We start from the raw sequence: 23240 nt of genomic DNA, 5'->3' as shown, positions 1-23240 counted from the left end.
GGCTCATGAGCGCTATCGACAATCTTCGCGCCGCTGTCGAGGCCGCCGCCGGCGACACGGCCTTCGCGCTCGATGCAGCGTTCCTGACGGCAGGCCTCGCCGATCCCGCCGTGAAGGTTCCCGCCGACTACGACACTTGGCTGAGCCAGGCCTTTTTCCTCAAGGCCGCGGCCGACTTCAAGGTGACGGTGGCAAAATCCGACGTCGGCCCGGTCGAGGGGACGGCGTTCACGGTGCAGTCGGCGACGATCCCCTTCATCGGCGCCGCGACCCCGCTGGCCGCGAAGGCCACGCTCGTGTTCACCGTGGACGGCGACCAACTGATCGTGCAGGCCGAGGCGACGCCGTCGAACTGGACCTGGACCAGCAGCTTCGCCTTCATGGGGGGCTTCCCGTTCAATCAGTTCGGCACGCTGAAGAACGTCAGCTTCGTGTTCTCGACGGCGACCGGCACCTACCCGTATGGTGACTCCGCAGGGCGTGCCGTGAGCGGCGGCGCGGTGCAGAATTTCGTTGCCAAGGTCGCTCTGCCGGATGTCGCCAAGCCGTTTCTGCTGCTGTTTCCTGGCCTCACCGCGCCGGCCGGCGATCTGCTGCTGAGCGGCGCGCTCAACATGGGCATCTTCAACGGCGAGACCGTGCTGTTCCCGCCGGGGCAGTTGCGGGCCGCGATCCAGGACGGCACGTTCAAGCTCGCGTCGCAGTTCACGGTCAAGGATCCGAGCCTGGCTCTGACCATTCCCGCGCCCGATGGCGCGGACGAGGTCGATGGCGTGCTGGTGCTGGCCGATCCCGCCGATCCGGATGCCGGCGATCAGGCGCCGACGCTCGCGATCTCCTCGCAGTTCGACGTCGGCAGCACCGGCTCCTATCAGCTCGACGTCGAGATCACGCCCGGCGCGGACACCAGCTATTCGGTGGCGCTCGCGGTCGTCGAAGGCGGCGCGCCGCTGACGCCGGCCACGGTGATCGAGGTGATGGGCGGCAACGGCGGCTATCTCGCCGCGACCCCGGACGTGCTGCAGCAGTTCCTTGCCTTCGTCGGTCTCAACGGCTTCTCGATCGCCGGCACGCTCGGCCGCTCGCCGACGATCACGGCGGTCTCGATCGAGATCGGCAGCTCGAAGGATACGAGCTGGCAGGTCCTGCCGCCGACCGGCGTGCTGGACTTCAAAATCACGAGCTTCGCGCTGCAATGGTCGATGGCCTATCCGTTCGACGGCACGAAGCGGCAGCAGACCTACGACTTCACGACCGTGTTCGTACTGGCGCCCAGCGTCTTCAAGGGGCCGGACGGCGAGGGCGACGGCGTGTTCACCGTCCAGTTCACCTCCGCGAAGCAGTTCTTCGCGTCCTTCGCCGGGACCGCGAAGCTGAGCGACTTCCTGACGGCCCTGTCCGGCGGTGCCGTCGTGCTCGACGTCGAGAATGTCGGCGATTTCGAGCTTGGCGACATCGCGGTCGCGGTCGATTACAGCGCGCAGAGCTTTCAGTTCGATGCTGGCTTCAGCCTGACGCTCAATCTGCTCAAGATCAACAACCAGCCGATCCTTGCCGTGCGGGAGGGAACGGTCTCAATCGCGGCGCAGACTCCGACGCAGACGCCAGACGGGGGCAATGCGACGACGCTGTTGCGCGCGGCGCCGCTGCCGATGCTCCGGACCTCGCGAGTGGTCGCGCTGCAGACCGCCTCGCAGACGCAATGGAAGTCGAGCGTCGGAGGCTTCCTCGATGTCGGGCCGTTGCACACCAAGGTCAGCGTGACCTATGACGGGTTCGAAACGCCGAAGCGGTGGGACCTCGCCGCCTCGCTGGAGGAGCCGCTCGAGGTCTCGGAACTGATCAACCAGTTCTTTTCGCCCGGCAGCGCCTATGGATTCCCCAGCTTCCTGCCCGGAGATCTCATCATCTCCGAATTTGCGATCACCGCGACCATTCCGGCCGAGCAGGGCGAGCTGAAGACGAGCTACGACATCACCGTCGGTTTCAGCTGGACGTTCACCTTCGGCGATCAGACCGTCGGCATCGATCCGGCGCGGCTCGGCGTCAGCTATGACGGCCAGAAGCCGGCCCAGCAACAGTTCTCCGGCTTCGCGCAGGGAACCTGGGTCTATTCGGCGATCAACCTCAAGCTCACGATGGGCTATGAGTTCAAGACGACGGAGGCGGGCTCCAACAACATCCTGTTCGTCGAGTGGGAAGGATTCCGCGCGGATTGGGAGAGCGGCAAGGAGCTGGTCACCTTCAGCCTCAAGGGCTGGAGCATCGGGTCGCTGGTGCAGGCGCTGGTGCGTACGCTCGGCAATCCCTACTTCACGCTGGATTCGCCATGGGACCTGCTCAACCAGATTTCGCTCGATGCGCTCCGTGTCAACGTCTCGCTCAAGAGCGGCGAGAGCTTCTCGCAACGCCTTTCGGCCAGCTACGAGCTGTCGAGCCCGATCAATCTCGGCTTCATCAGCATCACGGCGCTGACCTTCCGCCGCGGCACCGACGGCAAGGTGACCCTCGCCATCGAGGGCTCGAGCCCGCTCGTCGCCGATGATCCGGCATTCAAGAATCTGCTCGATCCCGCCAAGGGGCAGGACGTGCAGAACCTGCCGTCGGTGCCCGGCCGGGGCGAGGAATGGTTCAAGCTGTTCCTGCTGGTGCTCGGACAGCGCATCGGCATCACCGGCCATTCCAGCTTCAACAGCACCAAGGAAGTGATCTGCGCGCTGCAGTCCGTCCCAAGCACGACGGGCAAGATGAATCCGGTGGATCCCAATGCGGACGAGGGCGGCGCGCCGGGGCTGCCCTATTATGACCAGTCGAACAACTGGCTCATTGCCGGGCATCTCGGCCTGATGAAAGTGGCTGGCGCCTGGTCGATCGATGCCATGCTGGTGTTCAACGACCCCAATCTCTACGGCCTGCGGCTGGCGCTTGCCGGCGAGAAGATGGGCGGGCTCGCCAATCTCGTCGTCGACATCCTCTACAAGAAGATCACCGACGACATCGGCGTCTACCAGATCGATTTCACCTTTCCGGACATCATTCGCAACCTCAATTTCGGCGCGGTGTCGATCACGCTGCCGCAGCTCGGGATCAAGGTCTACACCAACGGCGATTTCTTCATCGACATCGGCTTCCCGTACAATCTCGATTTCCGCCGCTCCTTCTCGATCTCGGTGATCGTGTACGGCGTGCCGGTGCTGGGCGCCGGTGGCTTCTACATCGGCAAGCTCTCCAATGCGACATCGACCAAGATCCCGAAGACCAACCTCGGCACTTTCGATCCCGTCATCGAGTTCGGCATCGGGCTGCAGCTCGGCCTGGGCTACAATTTCGAGAAGGGGCCTCTGAAGGCGGGCTTCGCGCTCACGGTGTTCGGCATCGTCGAAGGCGTCGTGGCGCCGTGGCATCCCTACAATCCCGCGCGCACGCTGGCATCGCGCGCCAGCAGCGGTGCGCTGCAGAGCGACTATTACTTCAAGCTGTCGGGAACGGTCGGCATCATCGGCCTGCTGTACGGCAGCGTCGATTTCGCGATCATTTCGGCCTCGGTCAACGTCAAGATTGTGCTGTCGATCCAGCTCACCTATGAGAGCTATCGCGAGATTCCAGTGATCGCCAGCGCGAGCGTGACGATCAGCCTCAAGGTCAAGATCAACCTCGGCCTGTTCTCGATTTCGATCAGCCTGTCGTTCTCGGCTCAAGTCTCCGCGACCTTTGTGATCGGACAGACCAGTACGGCGCCGTGGGAGGTCCAGGGGGCGCGCGCGGATGCCTTGCTGATGCAGCGGGCCCATGCACGCGGACCGGACGCGGCCATGCGGCTGGCGCGCAGCCTGAAGCCGCGGCCGAAGCGGCTGGCGCCGGCCGCCGCTCATCGCATGGGACTTGCCGCCACCGCCGGCGACAAGCCGAGACTGTCGCTGATGGCCGGCGCACAGTACACTGTGCTTGCTCCGGAGGGGGCCACGGACGCAGCCTCGAACCAGGGGGCATTCGTGCTCCTGCTCGCGATGGACGCGCCGGATGCCGCCGCGAGCGTGCCGTCCGCGACGAAGACGTCGTTCGATGTGCTGGCCGAGGTCTACTTCCCCTGGATCATCGATGCGCTGGGCAACGAGAGCGGCGATGCGGCCGAGCTCGCCGAGACGCTGGCCACGTCGGTGACGCTCACCCAGCTCGAGGCCTATGTCGCGCGTCTCGCCGACACGGCCGATCCGTTCCTGTCGATCAAGGGCCTGCTGCAGTTCCTGGCCGACGGATTCACGCTCGACATCTTCAATCCGGCGACGGCGCAATCGTCGGGGCTGAAGACCAAGCTCGATGCCGGTTCGGTGCTGTTTCCGGTGTTCGACGGATTGAAGCTGCAGGTCCCCGGCATGTCCGGTGGCCAGACCTCGCCGATCGCGTTCGAGACCTACACCACGGCCACGCCCGGCTACGCGACCGCGGTCAGCAAGATATTCGCGCAGGTCGCCGCGAACATCGAGGCCCAGAACAAGGAAACGCGCCGGCTTGCCGCGGAGGACGACAGCAGCTCGGCGGAGTCGATGGCGGCCCTGGTGTTCGTCGACACCTTCACCCTGATCGCACGCCAATTGCTCCAGGCCGCGGCCGACGCGCTGCAGAGCTATGCCTATCCGTTGACACCGACGAGCAACGTCGGTGGTATCCTGGATGAGCTGAACGGGATCGCTGGCAATTCCTTGACGATTGCCGATATCGTGCAGCCCAACGTCGATCATGCCTTGGGGGCCGGGCTGTCGCTGCATGTCGACGGCCTCGAATATGTGGTGCAAAGCGGGGACACGCTGCAAGGCATCGCTGGCCGCTATTCCGATGCGGCGTCGCCTCCGCGCTGGACCACGACGCCGGACCGCCTGATCGTGGCCAACCGGTCCCGCCACATGCTGCAGGGCGGCGTCGTCCTGCTGCTCACCAACAGCCAGGGTCAGGAGCAGATCTATGTGACGCGGCAGGGCGACAGTTTCGACGATGTCGCGCTGCAACTCGGCGCGATCTCGATCGACGCGCTCGCTGCACAGAGCGTGCTCTACGGCGTCGCCGGTCTGCTGCAGCCGACCTTGCCGCTCGCGATCTGGCCGATCGCCTACAAGACCGCAGGGACATCCGGCCCGTCATCCGATACGCTGGCGACGGTGGCGAGCCTCTTCCAGACCACCGCCGTTGCGGTTGCGGACGCCAATCGCGGCGTCGCCGGCCTGTTCTCCGTGCAGGCGGAGCGCGGCCTGCTCACGGTCGCCAATCTTCAGGCTCTGTCGGTTGGCGCGCTGTGGTCGGCCATCGCGGCCACGGGTCAGGTCGGGCAGACCGCCGGCATGGTCTCGCGCTTCCTGGTCTATGGGTTGCGGCTGCCGGTCCAGGACGGATTGACGCTGTCCAATGCGTTCCTCTATCCGAGGACGCAGTCGGCCTATGGAGTCTATCAGCTCACCGGCCAACAGTTTCCGACACCCAGTTCTGCCACGAGCTACAAGGTCGGCTTCGCACGCGAGACTCAGAGCCACGGCGTCCCGCTCGATTTCATCTTGCTGAACGACGGCACCGACCTCAGCATGGAGGTTGATCTGAGCCAGGCCTATGCGGCGCTCGATGTGGTCGTCAGCTGGGCCAGGGGGCCGGGCAATTTCGTCCCGAGCCCGACATTCGCGGCGCTGCCGCTCGCCGAGCGCCAGCCGCGGCCGTTTACCGCCAGCGGCTACGCGCGCTGGTCGAGCGGCTCCGTCGCGAGCCTGTTGGCCCTGACGAACCGCGGCGGCGTGGCCGCGGCGGCCGATGCCGGCGCGCAGGTGCAGCCGACGCTGTGGAGCCTGCCGCCGGCGCAGACCAATCTGGTCGCCACGCGGGAGCAGTCGATCCGCGCCGTCATGCCGGATCTTCGTTCGACCTTCGCGCTGCTGCCGAAATTCCAGCCGCAGACCGGCCGCAGCAATCCTGCAACGGGACGCACCGACTATGCCGACATCGCACGTTGGGCCTGGTGCACGCGGCTCGACGTTCAGATCAAGCGTCTGCCCGACGCGGCGGCGCTGGCCGCGCAGGGCGTGGGCGCAGGCGATCTGCCGAGCGGTCCGGCGTCCGCGCCGTCGCTGCCGTTCGTCTATGAGTTGGTTGGCCCCAGCTCGGAGGATGCGGTGCGACTGCAGCGCATCCTGACCGCCATGGACGCCCTGGGCGAAGGCCTCGCCTCCGCCGTCTTCCTGCTCTACAACCAGTCCGGACCCGGCGCGCCGATGCTGGTGACGCCTGCGGACGCCAACTTCCTCGCCTTCATCACCCAGACCAACCTCTCGACCGAGACCAATCCGGCGGCGGTGCTCCGGCTGACGCTGGCTACCGAGGACGCTCCGCCGCGCGGCATTGCCAACTCCCCGGCGCAGTTCATCCGCCTGATGTGGGAGCTCAGCACGGTCCGCAGCGGCGGCTACTATCTCTATTACGAGAACGTCGAAAGCGGCGAGGGCTTGCCGGCCGCCGTCTTCGATTCCTCCGGCTCGGGCATAGTGACGGTGGTCGTGACGTTCGCTACGCAGGGCAGCGAGTCGTTCGGCACCACGCTTCCCGATTTCGTCAACGCCTTCGTGACGACCGACGCCGTCGATCCGCAGAGCGATCTGGTACAGACGGTGTCGCTCGCCTCGACCGGCCAGACGGCGCCGGTTGCGGCGGGGGCATCGCTCGATGCGCTCGCGGCGATCTACGGCCCTGGGCCCGGGCGGATCGCCGAGGTCAACGCGACCAAGCCGCTCGCCGCGGGCGCGCTGGTGCCGATCGTGGGCGCGGTACGCCAACTGACCGACGCGGATCTGGTCCGCGGTGCCGGCGGGTCCATCGACGCGCAGGCCACCCTCGACAAGCTCGCCAGGCTGTTCTCTGCCGGCGCCATCCACTCCATCAGCGGCCAGGACATCGCCGCGTTCAATCCGCAAGTCGCTGTTGCGCTCGCGGCCGTCTTCTACATCCCGCCGCTGACCTATCAGGTCAGTTCCTCCGCCGCGCCCGGGATGAGCTTTGCCAGCATGGCCGCCTATTACGGGTTGGATGTCGACCTGATCGCCCGTGGCGCCAGCGCAGCGCCCGGACTGTTCCCGGTCAATGCCGTGCTCGATCTCGACCCGCAGCTGTTCTCGCTGCGCGACCAGCTGCCGCCGCAGAACATCGGGTTCTCGTTGACGCGCGACAATCTCGGCCTGCCGCCGGATGATCCAACGGCGCCGGACTTTGCCAAGAAGACAATGTATCAGCTCTACACCTCGCTGGCCGCGGGGCTCGCGGGCAACGTCTTCTACAAGGCTACTCCGCTGGGCATGCCGTTCGGTCCTCAGGACCATGACGACGATCAGTCCGGCGCGTTCGAGAGCCATGCGCGCTCGGCGCGGACGCGCGGCAACCGGTTGGCGCAGGTTGCCCTCGCCGATTTCGACTATCGCCAATCGATCGGCATCGGCGCGCAGTTCGCGCTGGTCAACGCCGCGCCGGACCCGTCTGATCCGGATCTGCCGCCGAAGGCAGCCAACCCCTATCTCGGCGTCGGCACCATGGCGCAGGTCGCGCTGCAGTGGCGCGACATCTTCGGCAACACCACGGTGACGCCGTTCGAGGCACCGCCGCAAGGGTACCGCGGCGCGCTCAACGGTGCGGCGGTGCCGATGCTGTATCGCGACGAGCTGATCGGGCTGGGGTCCTGGATCAATACCAACGCCAGCTACAGTTATGACGGCACGGCCGGTGCCGCGTTCAAGCTCGTTCTGTCCCTCAACGCCGCCGCCTATGCCGGGCCGGACGGCGCGGCGCGGGCCGCCGACGATCTCTCGCTCTACACCCGGATCTATTATCAGCTGCATCAGGATTATTCGGCCGATGTCGCCGTGCATGTGCCGGGCGTCTCCGGCAACGCGGTGGCGATGCGGCTATCGAATTCGCTGATGGCCAAGCCCGATGTGGACCTCAGCGACCCGCAGGCGGACATCATTCGCGGCTATGTGCGCGCCTGCGTGCTGTATCTGAAGCTCGTGACGCGCGGCCAGGTGCCCGCAGCCCCGGCTGTGACCCTGTCGCTTCCGGTCGACGTCAATGCGATCGCCGCCGGCAACATCCTCGAGCTGGATGTAACACTCGCGTTCAGCCGCAATCCGCTGCTGGTCGATCCGGCGGTGGCGGCGTTGCAGGGCGGCAGCGGCGTGGCCGCGGCGATTCTGCCGCGTGCCGATGGCGACGGCAATGTGTCCTATACGGTCTTCAGCAAAGCGGTCGAGGCCGTGTTCGCCACTGCCGACTGGTATCTCAAGGTCGGGCAGGGGCTGTCCCGCGACGGCGAGGATGCGGCCGACGGCGCTCAGCAGCTCTGGGCGGTGCGCTTCGGCAAGGCGGCAGGGCAGGGCATCCATTTCAAGCTCGGCACGTCACCGAGCTATTTCGCGCCGAAGCCGATCGCCAAGGCGCTGGCCAGCGGCGATGCGACGATCACGCGCTATGACAGCGGCGACACCGACACGCTGCATCTCGACGGCGTCGACCTGAACCAGTGGTTCCAGAGCGCGCTGGATGCAATCGATCAGTTCCTGTCGGCCGACTACGCGCCGCAGGCCTTCATCCTCGACCGGATTGACGGCGTGACCGATCCGCTCAAGGACGGTTCGCTGGGAAGCGTGCTGTCGGCCAAGGAATCCCTGGCCGATACGATCGGCCTGAAGACGCTGCCGGTGCTGTCGACCAGCGCGGGCGATCCTTCAACCGGATTCGCCGCCAGCGAGAAGCTGCGCCAGCAGCTGCTCAACCAGCTCGGCGCAGCCTATCGCGCCGGTGCGGCCGTCGTGTTCGGATTGACCGAGGTGACCGGCGGAGGCGACAGCAACCCGGCCGGTCCGCCGAACCTCTATGGTCAGCCGGGCGGCAGCATCAAGGGCGCCGCGGACAATCAGAATTTCACACTGACGCCGACGCGCATTCCGCTCGGCGAGGTCTACGATCCCGCCAGCAAGACCTGGTACGATCCGCGGCTGGCCTTCGTGTTCGCCACCAAGAACGTCGTCGACCAGGCCTATGTGCCGCTCGAGCTCACGCTCTCGCTCACTCATCTCGAATTCGAGCGGCGTACCGTCCCCGGAATCGACGGCTATGTCGATTCGCGATGGCTCGCCTTCGTCAACGGGCCGTTCAGCTATCCGCTGGGGACGCAGGTCACCAACATTCCCGTGGTCAACCGCGATCTGCCGACGCCGCCGACGGTCTCCGCGCAGCAGGCACGGCAGCTCACCGGCGAGGGCACGACCGATCCATCGAAGCTGAACGCCTGGGGTTATTCGTTCGACTATCTCTATCAGCAGGCGGCAGCCGACGCGGTGTCCTGCACGATGGAGTTCAACCGGCCGACCGAGCCGACGCTGCGCGGCTCGGCCAGGTTGAGCGGCGAGCCCGACCTGTTCACCGCGCTCGCGCAATTCGTCACCAACTATCCGGCGATCCTGCGCGACCTCAACCAGTATCTGGTCGGCATCGACGGCGCCGAACCCGATCCGGCGACGCTGGCCGCTGCGCGCAAGGCGACCGCTGCCTTTGCCCTTGAGACCAGGCAGATCGCGGATGCCTATGCGCGGGAGACGGTCGGGGCTGCAAGGCTGGCGGTCGCACCGGCGCATGTGATCGTGAAGTTTATGTCGACGCTCGACAGCACCAGCGACGGGCACGCGCGCACCAATCTCGTCAACATCACCATCGATGGCGTGGCGGCGAGCTGGAATGCGGCGGCCAATACGATCTCGAACGGCACCACCACGCTTCCGGCGCCCGTGATCGCAATCATCGCGCCCGAGCTCTATACGCCCCAAGCCGTGCCTCCGGCGGAACTCCCCCCGGGTGTAGAGATAGCCTACGTCTATACGCGTCAGGTCGACGGCAAGACGGTCTATCTCCGCGAAGCGGAGGCGCGCGGGCTGCCGGCGCGGACGGTGTCGATCGCTCCGCTCGATGTGCTGCTGTACCAGAGCGCCTGGGCGTCGGTGTTCGTGCAGCGCAATCTCGCGCTGTTCCCGCTGGCCGATCTCAAGACCACCAGCACCAATCCGGCATTCCTGTTCCAGACGCCCGAGGTGCGTTTCGCGTCCACGGTGGTCCCGCAGCTGAACTACACGGCGTTCTCGCTCGACGCGATGTCGGGCGCCTCCGGCGACCTCGACGCGCGCCTGACCAAGTTCTTCGCGGGACTCTATGCTGACGGCAATGGCAGCACCAGCGACGAGGTCGCGATGCAGGGCATGTACAGCTACGAGGTCGTAGCCGGCCAGCCGGCCATCCCGCGCGTACGGCTGCCGATCAACCTGCTGACGCCGACCCCGTCAGCGGTCGATCCGGGCGTGAAGCCGCCCTTCGTGGCCCCGTTCGCGCAGATGATCGATATGTGGCGGGCGACGACCAAGCCAACGACGTCGGGCCATGCCCGCGTCGAGATCGAGCTGAAGGTCTTCGGTGGCGTCGGCGATGCGACGCAGCCGTTAATCCAGGTCGGCCGGCTCACTCACGACATCGCGAGCGCCTGAAGGCGGTACCGGCATCGAAACTGCGGCCGTCGCCGGAGATCATCTGGACATGCCGCCCGCAGCGTCGGGTGGTACGGGCTCAAGGGTCGAGTGCTGGGTCGGGTAATGGCTGGCGCGCTCGGAGAGATTCGAACTCCCGACCCTCGGAATCGAAATCCGATGCTCTATCCAGCTGAGCTACGAGCGCGCGGTGCGGGCCAAATCTCCCGCGTCACCGGGATACCAGACTTGGATGGGCAAGGCCAGCCTCCGCCGCGCATGAATGGTCGTTCGCCGAACCTGGCTCGGCGTCCCCGGATGGCATCAGAAGCAGGGATGCCGGCGTCGGTCCTGGCCGATATAGGCGGCCGAGCTCTGGTAGCAGTGGTTGGTGGAAGGACCGTCATAGAACGCAAAGGTGCCGGGCAGCGGGCCGGGGCCATAATTGTGCAGGAAGCTGATGGCGTAGGGCAGCCCGTAGTGGTGGCGATGATGCCGATGATGGCTGCGTGCCTCGGACGTGGCGGGCACCAGGGCGGCAGTTGACACGATCAAGGCGGCGGCGAGGGATGCGAGCTTGCTCATGACTTTTCTCTTCTCCGGAAAACGACGTCAAGGCCGGCCGTCTGGCCGGTAGCCTAACGCGGAAGTGGCGGAAAGGGTGCGCAAAAGGCGATAGTTCGTCAAAATTTTGGCCTTTTCCGCATGCTTAAGGAGACCATGACAAGGTCCGGCAAGTGCCGTCGTGCATTTGGCTCGAGGCGTTGTCGCGACAGCGCCAGAAAAGACCGGGTTTGCCCGTCCGATCCATGAATCGCCTGATCCCAAGCGTCGTGCTCCTGCTGGTCGCCGCTAGCCCGGTGCGTGCGGATTTGCACATTACGCGCGATCATGGTGGCTACATCGAAGAGTACAAGGCCAAGTACAAGCACATCCGGGAAACGCATCAGCGCGTCATCATCGACGGCATCTGCAATTCGGCCTGTACGCTCGTCTTCGGCTTGGTGCCGCTCAACAGGATCTGCGTCACGCCCAGGGCCAGCCTCGGCTTCCACCAGGCCTATTACGACAAGGCGTTCACGTTCGGCATCAAGGTCACCAGCGTGGAGGGGACGTCCGAGCTGATGTCCTATTACCCCGATTCGGTGAAGGACTGGATCCGGCGCAACGGCGGGCTCACCACCGAGATGAAGCGGATCAAGAACGGCATCGAGCTCTGGAAGATCGTCGACCCCTGTCCTGACGTCTGGTGAGGACGACGTTCCTCCTCGAGACGCCGGCCTCTCCGACGGCTCCGATCGTCGCGCCGGGTGCCGCATGTTTGCTGCGTTATGCCCTGGACACCGGATCGTGGTTCCGGGCCGGCATCCGGACGACACCTCACGAAACAATCCAGCGCCAGATTGTCCCCCACGACCGGGCACTGGATTGTTTCGCCGAGTCGGCCGGGCAAGCCGATCGCCTGCCTTCAGGCCGGGCCGAGCAGAATCAGCGCTTGGCCTTCTTCGTCTTCTTGGCCGCTTTCTTGGTGGCCTTCTTGGCCGTCTTCTTCGCAGCTTTCTTGGCCGCCTTCTTCACGGTCTTCTTCACAGTCTTCTTGGCGGACTTCTTGGTCGCGACCTTCTTGGCCTTGGCGGCGGCCCGCTTGGGTGCAGCCTTCTTGGAGGTCTTCTTCGCGGTCTTCTTGGCCGCTCGCCGGGCCTTAGGTGCCGTCGTGATCACCGGATCCTTCGGCGCCTCGGCGGGCATGCTGGTCTCGGTCACGGTCGGATCAGAGAGTGGAGTGTCGTCCATATCGGGTCCCCCGATTTGTTGGAAACCCCGCGACGATAGCTGGATTCTCCGTGCTGTCAAAGCGCACCCCAACTAATCACTTGTGCGCAAGCTCGCGTAGGCTGCCAGCGCGCGCTCCCGCCCGGGCTTGTGATCCACGAACGGCGCCGGGTAGGTGCGGCCGAGTGCAACCCCGGCCTCCGCGAGCTCGAGCGGCTTTGCCGCCCAGGGCTGGTGGACCAGCGCGGCCGGCAGGCGCGCCAGCTCCGGCACCCAGCGGCGGACATAGGTCCCGTGAGAATCGAACTTCTCGCCCTGCAGCACGGGATTGAAGACGCGGAAGTACGGCGCGGCGTCGGCGCCCGATCCTGCAACCCATTGCCAACTTGCCGGATTGCTGCCCGGGTCGGCGTCGACCAGCGTGTCCCAGAACCACTGTTCGCCGAGCCGCCAGTCGATCAGAAGGTGCTTCACGAGCAGCGAGGCGACCACCATACGGACGCGGTTGTGCATGCTTCCGGTATGCCAGAGCTCGCGCATGCCGGCGTCGACGATCGGATATCCGGTTCGCCCGCGCTGCCAGGCCTGCAGCGCTGCATCATCCTGAGCCCAGGGAAAGGCGTCGAATGACGGCTGCAGGTTGCGGGTTGCGAGGTCGGGATTGTTGTAGAGCAGGTGGCGGCTGAACTCGCGCCAGCCGAGCTCGCTCAGGAACTTGTCGATGCCGGCGGCGGAAGCCGGACGCTCGGCGGCGGCAAATCGCGCCGCATGCCAGACCTGGCGCGGGCTGATCTCGCCGAAGCGCAGATGCGGCGACAGCCGGGAGGTCGCCTCGATGTCGGGCCGGTCGCGATCGGCGGCATAGGTCTGAACGGCCGTTTCGAGAAAGCTGGCGAGGCGCGCCTGTGCCGCGCGCTCGCCGGCTTGCCATGACGCGCGCAGGCCGCCCGCCCAGTCGGGCTTGAGCGGCTCGAGCGCGAGCTCGTCGATCGGCAAGCTCGCGCCGCCGGGGGCGTGCGACAGCCGGGCCGGCCGCGGCAGCGGCTTCGGCGGATCACCCAGAGCGAGCACGCGCTTCCAGAACGGCGTGAACACGCGCGGCCCGCGTCCATCCTTGCCGCGCAACTCGGCCGGATCGACCAGAAGGTCATCGGGAAACACGCGTGAAGAGACGCCGATCTCGGCGAGTGCTGCTTCGACATCGGCAGCCACGGCGCGGGGAGCGGCCTGCGCGACATCGTTCCAGTACACCGCGCCGGCCTTGGTCTCACGCGCCAGTTCGCAGAGCACCTCGGCCGCGGCTCCACGGCGGATCACGAGCCCGGCGCCGAGCGCATGTAGTTCGGCCTGGAGTGCACGCAACGATTGCGCGAGCCACCAGCGCGTCGCGCCGCCGAGCGGACGCAACCCAGGGCTTTCCTGATCGTGGACGTAACTACAAACGATCCGAGTGCCCGACCTTGCTGCTTCATACAACGCGGGGTGGTCAGAGAGCCGCAGGCTCTCGCGAAACCACACGATGATGGGGGAGGAGGACATGATCAGGGTATCTTACTGCCGTATTTATAGAGAGTTCCGGTATTCTACGCTCCGGAAAATAACTGCTTTGAAACGAACTACGGGCACTTTGAGATTCAGTTGCAGTTCCCCTGGAAGGTTTATGACGTGTCCGTCAAATTGAAGCTCGGCACCAAGGCGCTGATCGGCGCCGTTGTCGTGATCGCCCTGAATACCGCCCTGGTCGTCGGCGCAGCGTACTGGTCGCTGTCCTCTGACTTCGCCGACCGCGCCAAGCGCGACATCGAAGGCAATCTGCGCACCTTTGCGCTGACGTTCACTGAAACGTTCAAGGACGCGAAAGTCAGCGTGCAGAACGGCGTCGTTACGCGCATCGAGATTACGGCGATTCCCGAGATCAAGGATCACGCGATCGTCGATCGCGCGGTGTCCTATGTCGGCGGCAGCGCCACGCTGTTCGTGGTCGATGACAGCGGCCAGTTCGTCCGCCGCTCGACCAACGTGAAGAAGGAGAATGGCGACCGCGCCGTGGGCACCCAGCTTGCCGCGGATCATCCGGCGCAGGCGCTGCTGCGCCGCGGCGAGGCTTACAAGGGCCCCGCGACGCTGTTCGGCAAGTCGTTCATGACCGCTTATTTTCCCGTCACCAATCCGGCTGGAAAGGTGATCGGCATTCTGTATGTCGGCGTGCCCATGGCCGAGCTCGACGCCATGCTGTCGCAGGCGATGCGGACCATGGTCGTCGCCGCTGCGATCGCCGCGCTGCTGGTGCTCGGCCTGACCATGCTGGCGGTGCGCCGCGTCACCAAGCCTCTCGCCGCGGTGACCGACGCGCTCACCGCCATCGCCGAGGGCCGCGAGGACGTTGCGATCAAGTCCGATGACCGCAGCGACGAGATCGGTGAGATCGCCCGCAGCCTGGTCGTGTTCCGCAGTGCCGCGAGCGAGCGGCGCCGGATGCGTGAGGAGCAGACGGCTGCGGCCGCCGCGGCCGTCGAGCAGCGCAAGGCCGAGCTGCAGCGTTTCGTCGATTCGTTCCAGGCCAGCATCGGCGGCATCATCGAGAACGTCTTGACCTCGTCGGGCGAGTTCGAGCGCGAGGCGCGCCAGCTCACCCAGACCGCGCGGACCACCGCCGACCTGTCCGGCCATTCGGCCGGCGCTTCGGAAACCGCCTCCGAGCACGTCCGCACCGCAGCTGCTGCCTCGGACGAGCTGTCCGGCTCGATCGCCGAGATCATCCGTCGCGTGCAGGAGTCCAACGCCATCGCCGCCGAGGCGGTCAACCAGGCGACCGCGACCGACCAGCGCATCAAGGAGCTGTCCGACGCCGGCAACCGCATCGGCGACGTCGTCAAGCTGATCACCTCGATCGCCGAGCAGACCAACCTGCTGGCGCTCAACGCCACCATCGAGGCGGCCCGGGCCGGCGATGCCGGCCGCGGCTTCGCGGTGGTCGCTCAGGAGGTCAAGACCCTGGCCGGGCAGACCGCCAAGGCGACGGAGGAGATCTCGAGCCAGATCGCCAACATGCAGACCGTGACCCAGGAATCGGTCGACGCCATCAAGGCGATCGGCTCGACCATCGAGCGCATCAACGGGATCGCCGCCTCGATCTCGGCCGCCGTCGAACAGCAGCGCGCCGCCACGCAGAACATCACCCAGAGCGTCCGCTCGGCCGCGACCGGCACCGCAGAGGTCGTCGAGAACATCCGCAGCGCGGCGCGTGGGGCAGGCGAGACCGGCGAAAGCTCCAACCGGATGTTCGCCTCGGCCCAGGCGCTGTCCAGCGAGAGCCTGCGGCTGAAGGCCGAGGTGCAGAAGTTCCTCGACGGGATGCGCGCGGCCTGACAAGCGCTACCCGTAGAGCAATCGTGGCAGGATGGTCACGATGCCCGGGAACAGCGTGAGCAGCAGCACGAAGGCGATCATGATGACGAGGTAGGGGGCGGTCACGCGGGCGATGTAGCCGAGACCGTCCTCCGTCAGTCCCTGAATCACGAACAGGTTGAAGCCGACCGGCGGCGTGATCTGGGCCATCTCGACGGCAAGCACCAGGAAGATCCCGAACCAGACCTCGTCGAAGCCGGCGCCCTTCACGATCGGCAGCACGATCGGGAGCGTCATCACGATCATCGAGAAGCCGTCGAGAAAGCAGCCGAGGATCAGGTAGAACACGATCAGCACGGCGATCAGCATGAACGGTGACAGGCCGAGCCCCTTCACGAAGGCGGCCACGGCCTGCGGGATGCCGAGGAAGGCCGCGGCATTGCCCAGGATCGACGCGCCGAGCACGATCAGAGCGATCATCGAGCAGGTGATGACCGAGCCGATCATCACGTCGCGCACCACCTGCAGCGACATCGACCCCTGAAAATAGGCGACCAGCGCCGCGCCGAGCACGCCGACGGCGGCGGCCTCCGACGGCGTGGCGAGGCCGCCATACATCGAGCCGAGCACGCAAGCGATCAGGAATAGGGCCGGCGCCAGGTCCTTCAGCGCCGCGAAGCGCTTGGCCCAGGGGACCTGCGACAGCAGCGCCTCCGCCTTCGGCACCATCGCCGGCTTCAGCGTGGTGTGCAGCATCACCCAGCCCATGAAGGTGCCGGCCAGCAGCAGCCCCGGCAGCACGCCGGCGGTGAACAGTTTTAAGATCGAGACGTCGCCGAGCACGCCATAGATGATCATGATGTTCGATGGCGGGATCAGGAAGCCGAGCGTGCCGGCGCCGGCCAGCGAGCCGATCGCGATGTCGCGCGAATAGCCGCGGCGCAGCAGCTCGTTGAGCGACATCCGGCCGATCACCTGCGTCGTCGCCGCCGACGAGCCGGAGATCGCGGCGAAGATGGTGCAGCCGATGACATTGACGTGGAGCAGGCGGCCCGGCAGCAGGCCGGCCCACGGCGCCAGGCCCTGGAACAGCGAGCGCGACAGCCGGGTGCGGAATAGCAGCTCGCCCATCAGGATGAACAGCGGCAGCGCCAGCAGCTCCTGGGTGGTCAGGATGTTCCAGGCATATTGCGGAAGCAGCTTGTCCAGCGGGATCGACCGGAACATCGCCAGCAGCAGGGTTGCGGTGAAGGCAAGCGTCAGCCCGATCCACAGGCCGCCGGCGAGCAGCGCGAACAGGATGGCGAACAGGGCGATGACTTCGATGGTCATGAGGCGACGGAGTCCGCGGTGAGTGGGGCGGGCGGGGAGGGACGTGGATGCCCGGGACAAGCCCGGGCATGACGGAGGGAGGACGTTTTCATTCGACCGGCGAGGCCTTCATCCGGTGATCCTCCACGGGCAGCCCCAGCGCGGCCTGGATTGCACGCGCGAGGAATTGCAGGGTCAGCAGCAGCATGCCGAAGGTGACGACGGCCTGCGGAAACCACAGCGGCGTGTCGCTCGAGGTCGAGACCTGGCCGCGCATGAACGAGCCAAAGGCGAACTTCGTCATCGCCCAGGTCAGGAATGCCATGAAGGCGAAGCCGGCCACAGCCGCCAGCACCTCCATCGCGCGCTGCAGCGGCGCCGGCACGTTCTTCAACAGCAGCACCACGCGGATGTGGCCGCCGACCCGCAACGTCATGGCGGCGCCGAAGGTGAACGAGGCCGCCATCAGATAGGACGAGTACTCCCAGGCGATCGAGATCGTCGGCGGAAAGAACGGCAGCACGTTCGACAGCGCCCGCGTCGTCACCTCCGCCAGCATCAGGCCGGTCAAGGTCAGCAGGCAGCCGCCGCCGATCCAGCCATCGAGCCGGCCGAGCCGGTCGATGACATCGAGCAGGATGCGCAGCGGCGCAGGCGCCGCTGCATTGAGGCTCGCCTGATCGCCCGGCGACGGCTCCGCGAGGGCCTCAGCCACGCTTCATCTCGGCGAGATAGGCCTTCACCGGCGCTTCCGCGGCCGGCACGCGCTTGAGGAAGGCGTCCATCAGCGGCGCGGTCTTGGTTCGGATCTCCGTCATCATCGCGTCCGACACCGGCACCACCTCCATGCCGCCCTCCTTGAGCCGGCTCAGGCTGTCGGCGTCGGCCTTGAGGGAGTTGGTCCAGAAGGCGGGCTCCATCTTCGCGGCGATGTCGGCGACCGTCTTCTGCTGCTCCGGCGTCAGCGCCTTCCACGAATCCAGGTTCACGTTCAGCATCTGCGACGACCACACATGGTTGGTCGGATAGATGAACTTGAGGAACTCCCAGAACTTGCCGTCGACGCCCGAGACTGCCGAGGTCGACACGCCCGCCACCGCGCCGGAGGCCAGCGCCGGGATCGTCTCGCCCCAGGGGATCATCACGGCGGCCATGCCGACGGCGTTGAGCATGTCGACCGCGTTCTTGTCGGGCACGCGGATCTTGATGTTCTTCAGCCCGGCGACGTCGGCAACCTTGGCCTTGAGGTGCAGATATTGCGTCGGCCACGGCACGATGTAGAGGATCTTCTGGTTGTTGCGCGCGGCGATCTTCTCATATTCGGGCCGCACATATTTGTGTAGCACCTTGAGCTCGTCCATCGAGCCGGCGAGGAACGGGATGCTCTCGACGCCCATGAACGGCTCGTCGCCGACCTGCTGGATGTTGAGCACGTCCGCCAGCGGCACCAGGCCGTCGCGCACGGCGCGCAGATGCTCAGGCCCTTTGAAGCCAAGCTGACCGCCGGCCTTCACGGTGATGTCGACCGCACCGCCGGTCTGCTTCCTCACCTCCTCGGCAAAGGCCATCGCATTCTGGGTGTGGAAGTTGCCGTCGGGCCAGACCGTCGACATGTCCCAGGTCGTCGTTGCGGCGCGGGCCCGCGTTGAGACATGGCTGGCTGCGAGCAGGGTCGCTGCACCTGCCGTGAACGTCCGTCGCGTGATCATGAGTGTCTCCGGGTTCGTTGCTGAGCTATTGCACGAGATCGAAAAAGGTTGGGCGAGCACTATGCTCGCGGCCATCCTTCGAGACGCCCGCCTGCGGCGGGCTCCTCAGGATGAGGGTACGTTGCGCGGCAAGATGCTGATCCTCTCCATGAGGACTTTTCTCATGGTCAATGTGCAGCATCGATCGCGGTACTAAACCCTCATGGTGAGGAGCGTCGCCCTTGCGACGCGTCTCGAACCATGAGGCCACAAATGTTCCGGCGGGCATGAGATCTCACCGCGCCTGTCCGTAGAGCTTTGCTGCATTGTCCGCCGATACCAGTCCGCTCTCGACATCGCTCCGCACCAGCTCTGCGGCCCGCTCCATGGGATCGCCGATGCCAGCACCGCCGGGTGTCAGCACCACCAGCCGGTCGTCCGGCGGCACGGTCTGGAAACCCTTGCCGCGCAGCTTCTTTCCTGACTTGAGCCCGACATAGCCGGCCTGGCCGTTGTGGCCGCCGTCGCGGCCGCGCGGCGGGTGGTCGATGCGGTCGAAGGCGGCGAGGATGTCGAATGGGGCGTCGACGCCGCTGCCGACCTCGATGATCTGGCCGAGGCCGCCGCGGGTGCGGCCGGGGCCGCCGGAATCCGGCCGCAGCTCCTTGCGCCAGAAGATCAGCGGCGTCTGCGTCTCGGCGATCTCGACCGGCGTGCCGCGCACGCCGGAGGGATAGGCGGTCGCCGACAGCCCGTCCTTGTCGAAGCGGGCGCCGGTGCCGCCGTTGGACGTCACCGCCATCGAGAACCCGTAATTGCCGCCGGCGCCGGAGCGGGTCTGGCCGCGCACGTTGAGATTCCACAGGCAGGAGGTGCCCTCGGCCGGCACGCGCTCCGGGATGATCTGCCTGAGGCAGCCGAACACGACGTCGGGCAGCATCTGGCCGATAACGTGACGCGAGGCGACCGGCGCCGGCTTCGGCGCATTCAGGATCGCGCCCGACGGCGCCGAGACCGTGAGCGGCGACAGCGAGCCGGCATTGTTGGGAATATCAGAGGCCACGACGCAGCCGAGCCCGAACACGGTGTAGGCTGTGGTGTAGGACAGCGGCACGTTGATGCCGAATTTCGAGGCGGGCGAGGTGCCGTCGAAGTCGACGTGGATGCCGTCGTCCGAGATCGTCAGCGCCGCCTTGAGCGTGACCGGCGCATCATAGCCGTCGACCACCATCTCGTTGCGCCAGGTGCCCTTCGGCAGCTTGGCGATCTCGGCCAGCACCGCCTCGCGCGAGCGGTCGCAGACGTAGTCGCCGAGCTCATCGAGCGAGGCGATGCCGAACTCCCGCATCATCTCGACCAGGCGCTGGCAGCCGACATCGTTGCAGGCGGCGAGCGAATAGGTGTCGCCCTCGGTGTCGACCGGCAGCCGGGTGTTGGCGCGGATCATCGCCATCAGCGTCTCGTTGACGACGCCCTGGTCGATCAGCTTCAGCATCGGGATGTACAGCCCCTCCATGAACACGTCGGTGCCGTCAGGGCCGAAGCCGATGCCGCCGATGTCCATCAGATGGCTGGTGCAGGAGAACAGTGCGACCGGCTCGCCGTCCTTGAAGCAGGGCGTGGTGACGACGAAATCGTTGAGATGGCCGGTGCCCATCCAGGGATCGTTGGTGATGTAGGCATCGCCCGGCTTCATCGTATGAATCGGGAAATGCGCGATGAAGTGCTTCACCGACTCGGCCATCGAGTTGACGTGGCCCGGCGTGCCGGTGACGGCCTGCGCCAGCATGCGCCCCCGGAGGTCGAACACGCCGGCCGAGAGGTCGCCGCATTCGCGCACGATCGGGCTGAAGGCGGTGCGCAGCAGAACCTGGGCCTGCTCCTCGACCACGGCGATCAGCCGGTGCCACATGATCTGCAGGTCGATCAGGCTCGTCGCTTGTGACTGGCTCATCTCAGGCCGCCTTCCGTTCCATGACGATGCTGCCGGCGCCGTCGATGTGCGCATCGAAGCTGTTGGAGATGAAGGTCGAGGTCTCGTCCTCGGCGATCACGGCGGGGCCGGCGATGACGGCGCCCGGCGCCATCTGCTCGCGGCGATACAGCGGGATCTCGACGAACTGTCCGGCGCGGCCGTCGAAGAATTTGCGGTGGCCGGCGGCTTGCCCGGCGGGCTTGCGCGTCACCTCGGCAACCGCCGTGGGATTGCGCGGCTCGGTGGTCACCAGCACCGACCAGCTCAGCACCTCGATCGCGGCGCCCGGGATGGCGCGCTCGAACAATGCGGCGTAGCCGGCCTCGAAGGTCGCGCGCAGCGTGGTGAGATCGTCCACGGTCAGCGGACGGTTCGGTAGCTCGACCGTGATCTCGTGACCCTGGCCGACATAGCGCATGAAGGCGACGCGGCGTTCGCGCAATGGCGCTCCGGATGCGCCGTGCTCAACCAGCGCGCGGGCCTCGTCGGCCATCTCCTGCAGCAGGCCGGAGACGAGGGCCGTGTCGAAATCATCGAGCCGGGCATGGCGGCTGCGCACCAGCTCATAGGCGATGGGCGCGGCGAGGAAGCCGACCGCCGAGCCGACGCCGGCGTTGGATGGCACGATCACCCTGGTGACGCCGATCTTCTCGGCGACGCGGGCGGCATGCAGCGGCGCAGCACCGCCGAACGCGATCAGCGTGTGCTGGCCGATCACCGCGCCGCGCTCGACGGCGTGGACGCGGGCCGCGCTCGCCATGTTCTCGCACACCACCTCGTGCACGGCGTAGGCGGCGGTCTCCGCGTTGAGGCCGAGCGGCGCGCCGACGTCGCGGAGCAGGGCCTGTTTCGACAGCTCGGGATCGAGCCTGATGGTGCCGCCGGCGAACGCATCGGGATCGATCATGCCGAGCGCGACGTCGGAGTCGGTCACCGCCGGACGCTGGCCGCCGCGGCCGTAGCAGGCCGGTCCCGGCTCGGAGGAGGCGCTCTCAGGGCCGACGGTGACGCGCTTCATTGCGTCGATCCGCGCAATCGAGCCGCCGCCGGCGCCGATCTCGACCATCTCGATGACGGGGATGCGCACGGGCAGGCCAGAGCCTTTCAGGAAGCGCGCAGCGCGATCGACCTCGAACACGCGCGAGCTCTCCGGCTCGAAGTTCTCGATCAGACAGATCTTGGCGGTGGTGCCGCCCATGTCGAACGACAGCACCTTGCGCTCGCCGAGCCGCGCCGCAATCTGGCCGGCGAAGATGGCGCCGCCTGCGGGACCGGATTCGACGAGGCGCACCGGGAAGCGCCGCGCCGTCGCGATCGAGGTCACGCCGCCGCCCGACGTGACGAGATAGATCGCGCCGCGGAACTGCTCGATCCTTAGCGCCTGCTCCATGCGCGCGAGATAGCTGTCCATCAGCGGCTGCACATAGGCATTGGCAACCGCGGTCGAGGTGCGCTCGTATTCCCGGATTTCGGGACAGACCGCCGAGGAAAGCGTGATCGAAACGCCCGGCATTTCCTCGGCCAGGATCTCCGCGGCGCGGCGCTCATGCGCGGGATTGGCATAGGCGTGGAGGAAGGCGATAGCGATGCTGGCCACATCGAGCGTGCGCAGTTGCGGCACCAGCCCACGCACCGCCGCTTCGTCGAGCGGCAGCCTGACGTCTCCGTGGGCATCGACGCGCTCGGGCACGGTGAAGCGCAGGGAGCGCGGCACCAGCGGTTTCGGCTTGTCGATCGAGAGATCGTACTGGTCGTAGCGGCTCTCGGTTCCAATATCCAGAACATCGCGAAAGCCGGAAGTGGCGATCAGCGCGGTCTTGGCGCCGCGGCGCTCGATGATGGCGTTGGTCGCGAGCGTGGTGCCGTGAATGAAGACGTCGATGTCGCTGATGCGCGCCTTCGCGTCGGCGAGAATGAGGCTGACGCCGTCGAGCACGGCCTGCTCGGGCTGCGCCGGCGTGGTCAGCAGCTTGCGTGTCCGGCGCTGACAGCCGATGTCGAGAACGATATCGGTGAACGTGCCTCCGATATCGACGGCCAGCCGGACTTCGGCTCCTTCAAGCATTCGATGGTCTCCGCAAGCGACGAATTGATGTGCGAGTTCAGCAATTCCTATGCCATTGCGCCAGCGGAGATGCAGCTTGCTGCTCTGCGTTTGGTGCGGTGCGGATTTGAGGTCGCGGTGCGATGGGCGCGCAACCTTGCTGATCGTGGGGCGGTTGTTTGCTAGCAATATTGAATACGACGCAGCGTTCAGTGCTGCTCACATGCTCCGCTGTCGTCCCTGCGAAAGCCGGCACCCATAACCCCAGGGAGCGGTTTGGGGCAGGCCGATCGTTTGACACCCACCACATCATATCCGCCGCGGAGTATGGGTTCCGGATCGGCGCCGCGTCGCGCTGACGCGCGCCGTGGCTTGTCCGGGACGACAACGGAGATCGGAGCGCGTGCGGAGCATCTCGAAGACGTGCGTTTGCATTCCCGCGGCATGATCAGCCCGAGTTCTGCGGCCTGTTTACCCTCTGCAAAACGAGAGGGTGCAGGGAATGCCGGGTGAAGGCCTCACCCATGGCCCGCCTGCGAAAAAAATGCAGGCGGCAGGTACCACAGGCAAAG

General features: G+C 66.2%; 11 protein-coding genes and 1 tRNA gene. 3 read left to right on the top strand and 9 right to left on the bottom strand.

Annotation, left to right across the window (positions count from 1 at the left end; all coding sequences use genetic code 11):
- Positions 1-5 precede the first annotated feature (5 nt).
- Positions 6-10550: a LysM domain-containing protein gene (locus tag QX124_RS25640; RefSeq protein WP_315798636.1), complete on the top strand. Its 10545-nt coding sequence runs from the start codon at positions 6-8 to the stop codon at positions 10548-10550.
- Between the two features lie 110 nt (positions 10551-10660).
- Here the strand turns inward: QX124_RS25640 and QX124_RS25635 are convergent.
- Both QX124_RS25635 and QX124_RS25630 read right to left on the bottom strand, forming a co-directional pair.
- A tRNA-Arg gene (locus QX124_RS25635) sits at positions 10661-10737 on the bottom strand.
- A 116-nt stretch (positions 10738-10853) separates the two neighbouring features.
- Positions 10854-11114, bottom strand: coding sequence for a hypothetical protein (locus QX124_RS25630; protein WP_315737659.1), 261 nt, complete (start codon positions 11112-11114; stop codon positions 10854-10856).
- A gap of 224 nt (positions 11115-11338) precedes the next feature.
- Here QX124_RS25630 and QX124_RS25625 point away from each other — a divergent pair, with 224 nt between their 5' ends.
- Positions 11339-11782 carry a hypothetical protein gene (locus tag QX124_RS25625; protein WP_315737660.1) on the top strand — a complete coding sequence of 148 codons (444 nt, stop codon included), beginning with the start codon at positions 11339-11341 and terminating at the stop codon, positions 11780-11782.
- 235 nt (positions 11783-12017) lie between these two features.
- Here the strand turns inward: QX124_RS25625 and QX124_RS25620 are convergent, their stop codons facing one another.
- Positions 12018-12323, bottom strand: a complete 306-nt coding sequence (locus QX124_RS25620; RefSeq protein ID WP_315776586.1) for a histone — start codon at positions 12321-12323, stop codon at positions 12018-12020.
- 72 nt (positions 12324-12395) lie between these two features.
- Positions 12396-13841 carry a deoxyribodipyrimidine photo-lyase gene (locus QX124_RS25615; protein WP_315798635.1) on the bottom strand — a complete coding sequence of 482 codons (1446 nt, stop codon included), beginning with the start codon at positions 13839-13841 and terminating at the stop codon, positions 12396-12398.
- Positions 13842-13967: 126 nt separating this feature from the next.
- Between QX124_RS25615 and QX124_RS25610 the strand changes: the two genes are divergently transcribed.
- A complete protein-coding gene (locus QX124_RS25610) occupies positions 13968-15671 on the top strand; it encodes a methyl-accepting chemotaxis protein (RefSeq protein ID WP_315798634.1) in 1704 nt (567 codons plus the stop codon).
- 6 nt (positions 15672-15677) lie between these two features.
- Here the strand turns inward: QX124_RS25610 and QX124_RS25605 are convergent, their stop codons facing one another.
- The 5 genes from QX124_RS25605 to QX124_RS25585 form a co-directional block, all read right to left on the bottom strand.
- A complete protein-coding gene (locus QX124_RS25605; protein ID WP_315798633.1) occupies positions 15678-16982 on the bottom strand; it encodes a TRAP transporter large permease subunit in 1305 nt (434 codons plus the stop codon).
- 88 nt (positions 16983-17070) lie between these two features.
- Positions 17071-17676, bottom strand: coding sequence for a TRAP transporter small permease (locus QX124_RS25600; RefSeq protein WP_315798632.1), 606 nt, complete (start codon positions 17674-17676; stop codon positions 17071-17073).
- A complete protein-coding gene (locus QX124_RS25595; protein ID WP_315798631.1) occupies positions 17669-18670 on the bottom strand; it encodes a TRAP transporter substrate-binding protein in 1002 nt (333 codons plus the stop codon). Before QX124_RS25595 ends, QX124_RS25600 begins: the two co-directional genes overlap by 8 nt.
- Before the next feature lie 274 nt (positions 18671-18944).
- Complete coding sequence (locus QX124_RS25590; RefSeq protein WP_315798630.1) at positions 18945-20603, bottom strand: hydantoinase B/oxoprolinase family protein; 1659 nt, start codon at positions 20601-20603, stop codon at positions 18945-18947.
- A 1-nt stretch (position 20604) separates the two neighbouring features.
- Entirely contained in the window at positions 20605-22689 is a 2085-nt protein-coding gene (locus tag QX124_RS25585) for a hydantoinase/oxoprolinase family protein (RefSeq protein WP_315798629.1), read from the bottom strand.
- Positions 22690-23240: the final 551 nt, after the last annotated feature.

This window comes from Bradyrhizobium sp. SZCCHNRI3043 (assembly GCF_032377735.1).
In the GTDB taxonomy this organism is placed as follows: domain Bacteria; phylum Pseudomonadota; class Alphaproteobacteria; order Rhizobiales; family Xanthobacteraceae; genus Bradyrhizobium.
Note: the sequence above shows the minus strand (reverse complement) of the source record. Positions and strands in the feature narration are given on the sequence as shown.

What these genes read in the sequence shown, in the direction of transcription:
- QX124_RS25625 (WP_315737660.1), top strand. Translation starts at nt 11,339, where the DNA reads ATGAATCGCCTGATCCCAAGCGTCGTGCTCCTGCTGGTCGCCGCTAGC.
- QX124_RS25605 (WP_315798633.1), bottom strand. Translation starts at nt 16,982, where the DNA reads ATGACCATCGAAGTCATCGCCCTGTTCGCCATCCTGTTCGCGCTGCTC.
- QX124_RS25585 (WP_315798629.1), bottom strand. Translation starts at nt 22,689, where the DNA reads ATGCTTGAAGGAGCCGAAGTCCGGCTGGCCGTCGATATCGGAGGCACG.
- QX124_RS25620 (WP_315776586.1), bottom strand. Translation starts at nt 12,323, where the DNA reads ATGGACGACACTCCACTCTCTGATCCGACCGTGACCGAGACCAGCATG.
- QX124_RS25590 (WP_315798630.1), bottom strand. Translation starts at nt 20,603, where the DNA reads ATGAGCCAGTCACAAGCGACGAGCCTGATCGACCTGCAGATCATGTGG.
- QX124_RS25595 (WP_315798631.1), bottom strand. Translation starts at nt 18,670, where the DNA reads ATGATCACGCGACGGACGTTCACGGCAGGTGCAGCGACCCTGCTCGCA.
- QX124_RS25640 (WP_315798636.1), top strand. Translation starts at nt 6, where the DNA reads ATGAGCGCTATCGACAATCTTCGCGCCGCTGTCGAGGCCGCCGCCGGC.
- QX124_RS25630 (WP_315737659.1), bottom strand. Translation starts at nt 11,114, where the DNA reads ATGAGCAAGCTCGCATCCCTCGCCGCCGCCTTGATCGTGTCAACTGCC.
- QX124_RS25615 (WP_315798635.1), bottom strand. Translation starts at nt 13,841, where the DNA reads ATGTCCTCCTCCCCCATCATCGTGTGGTTTCGCGAGAGCCTGCGGCTC.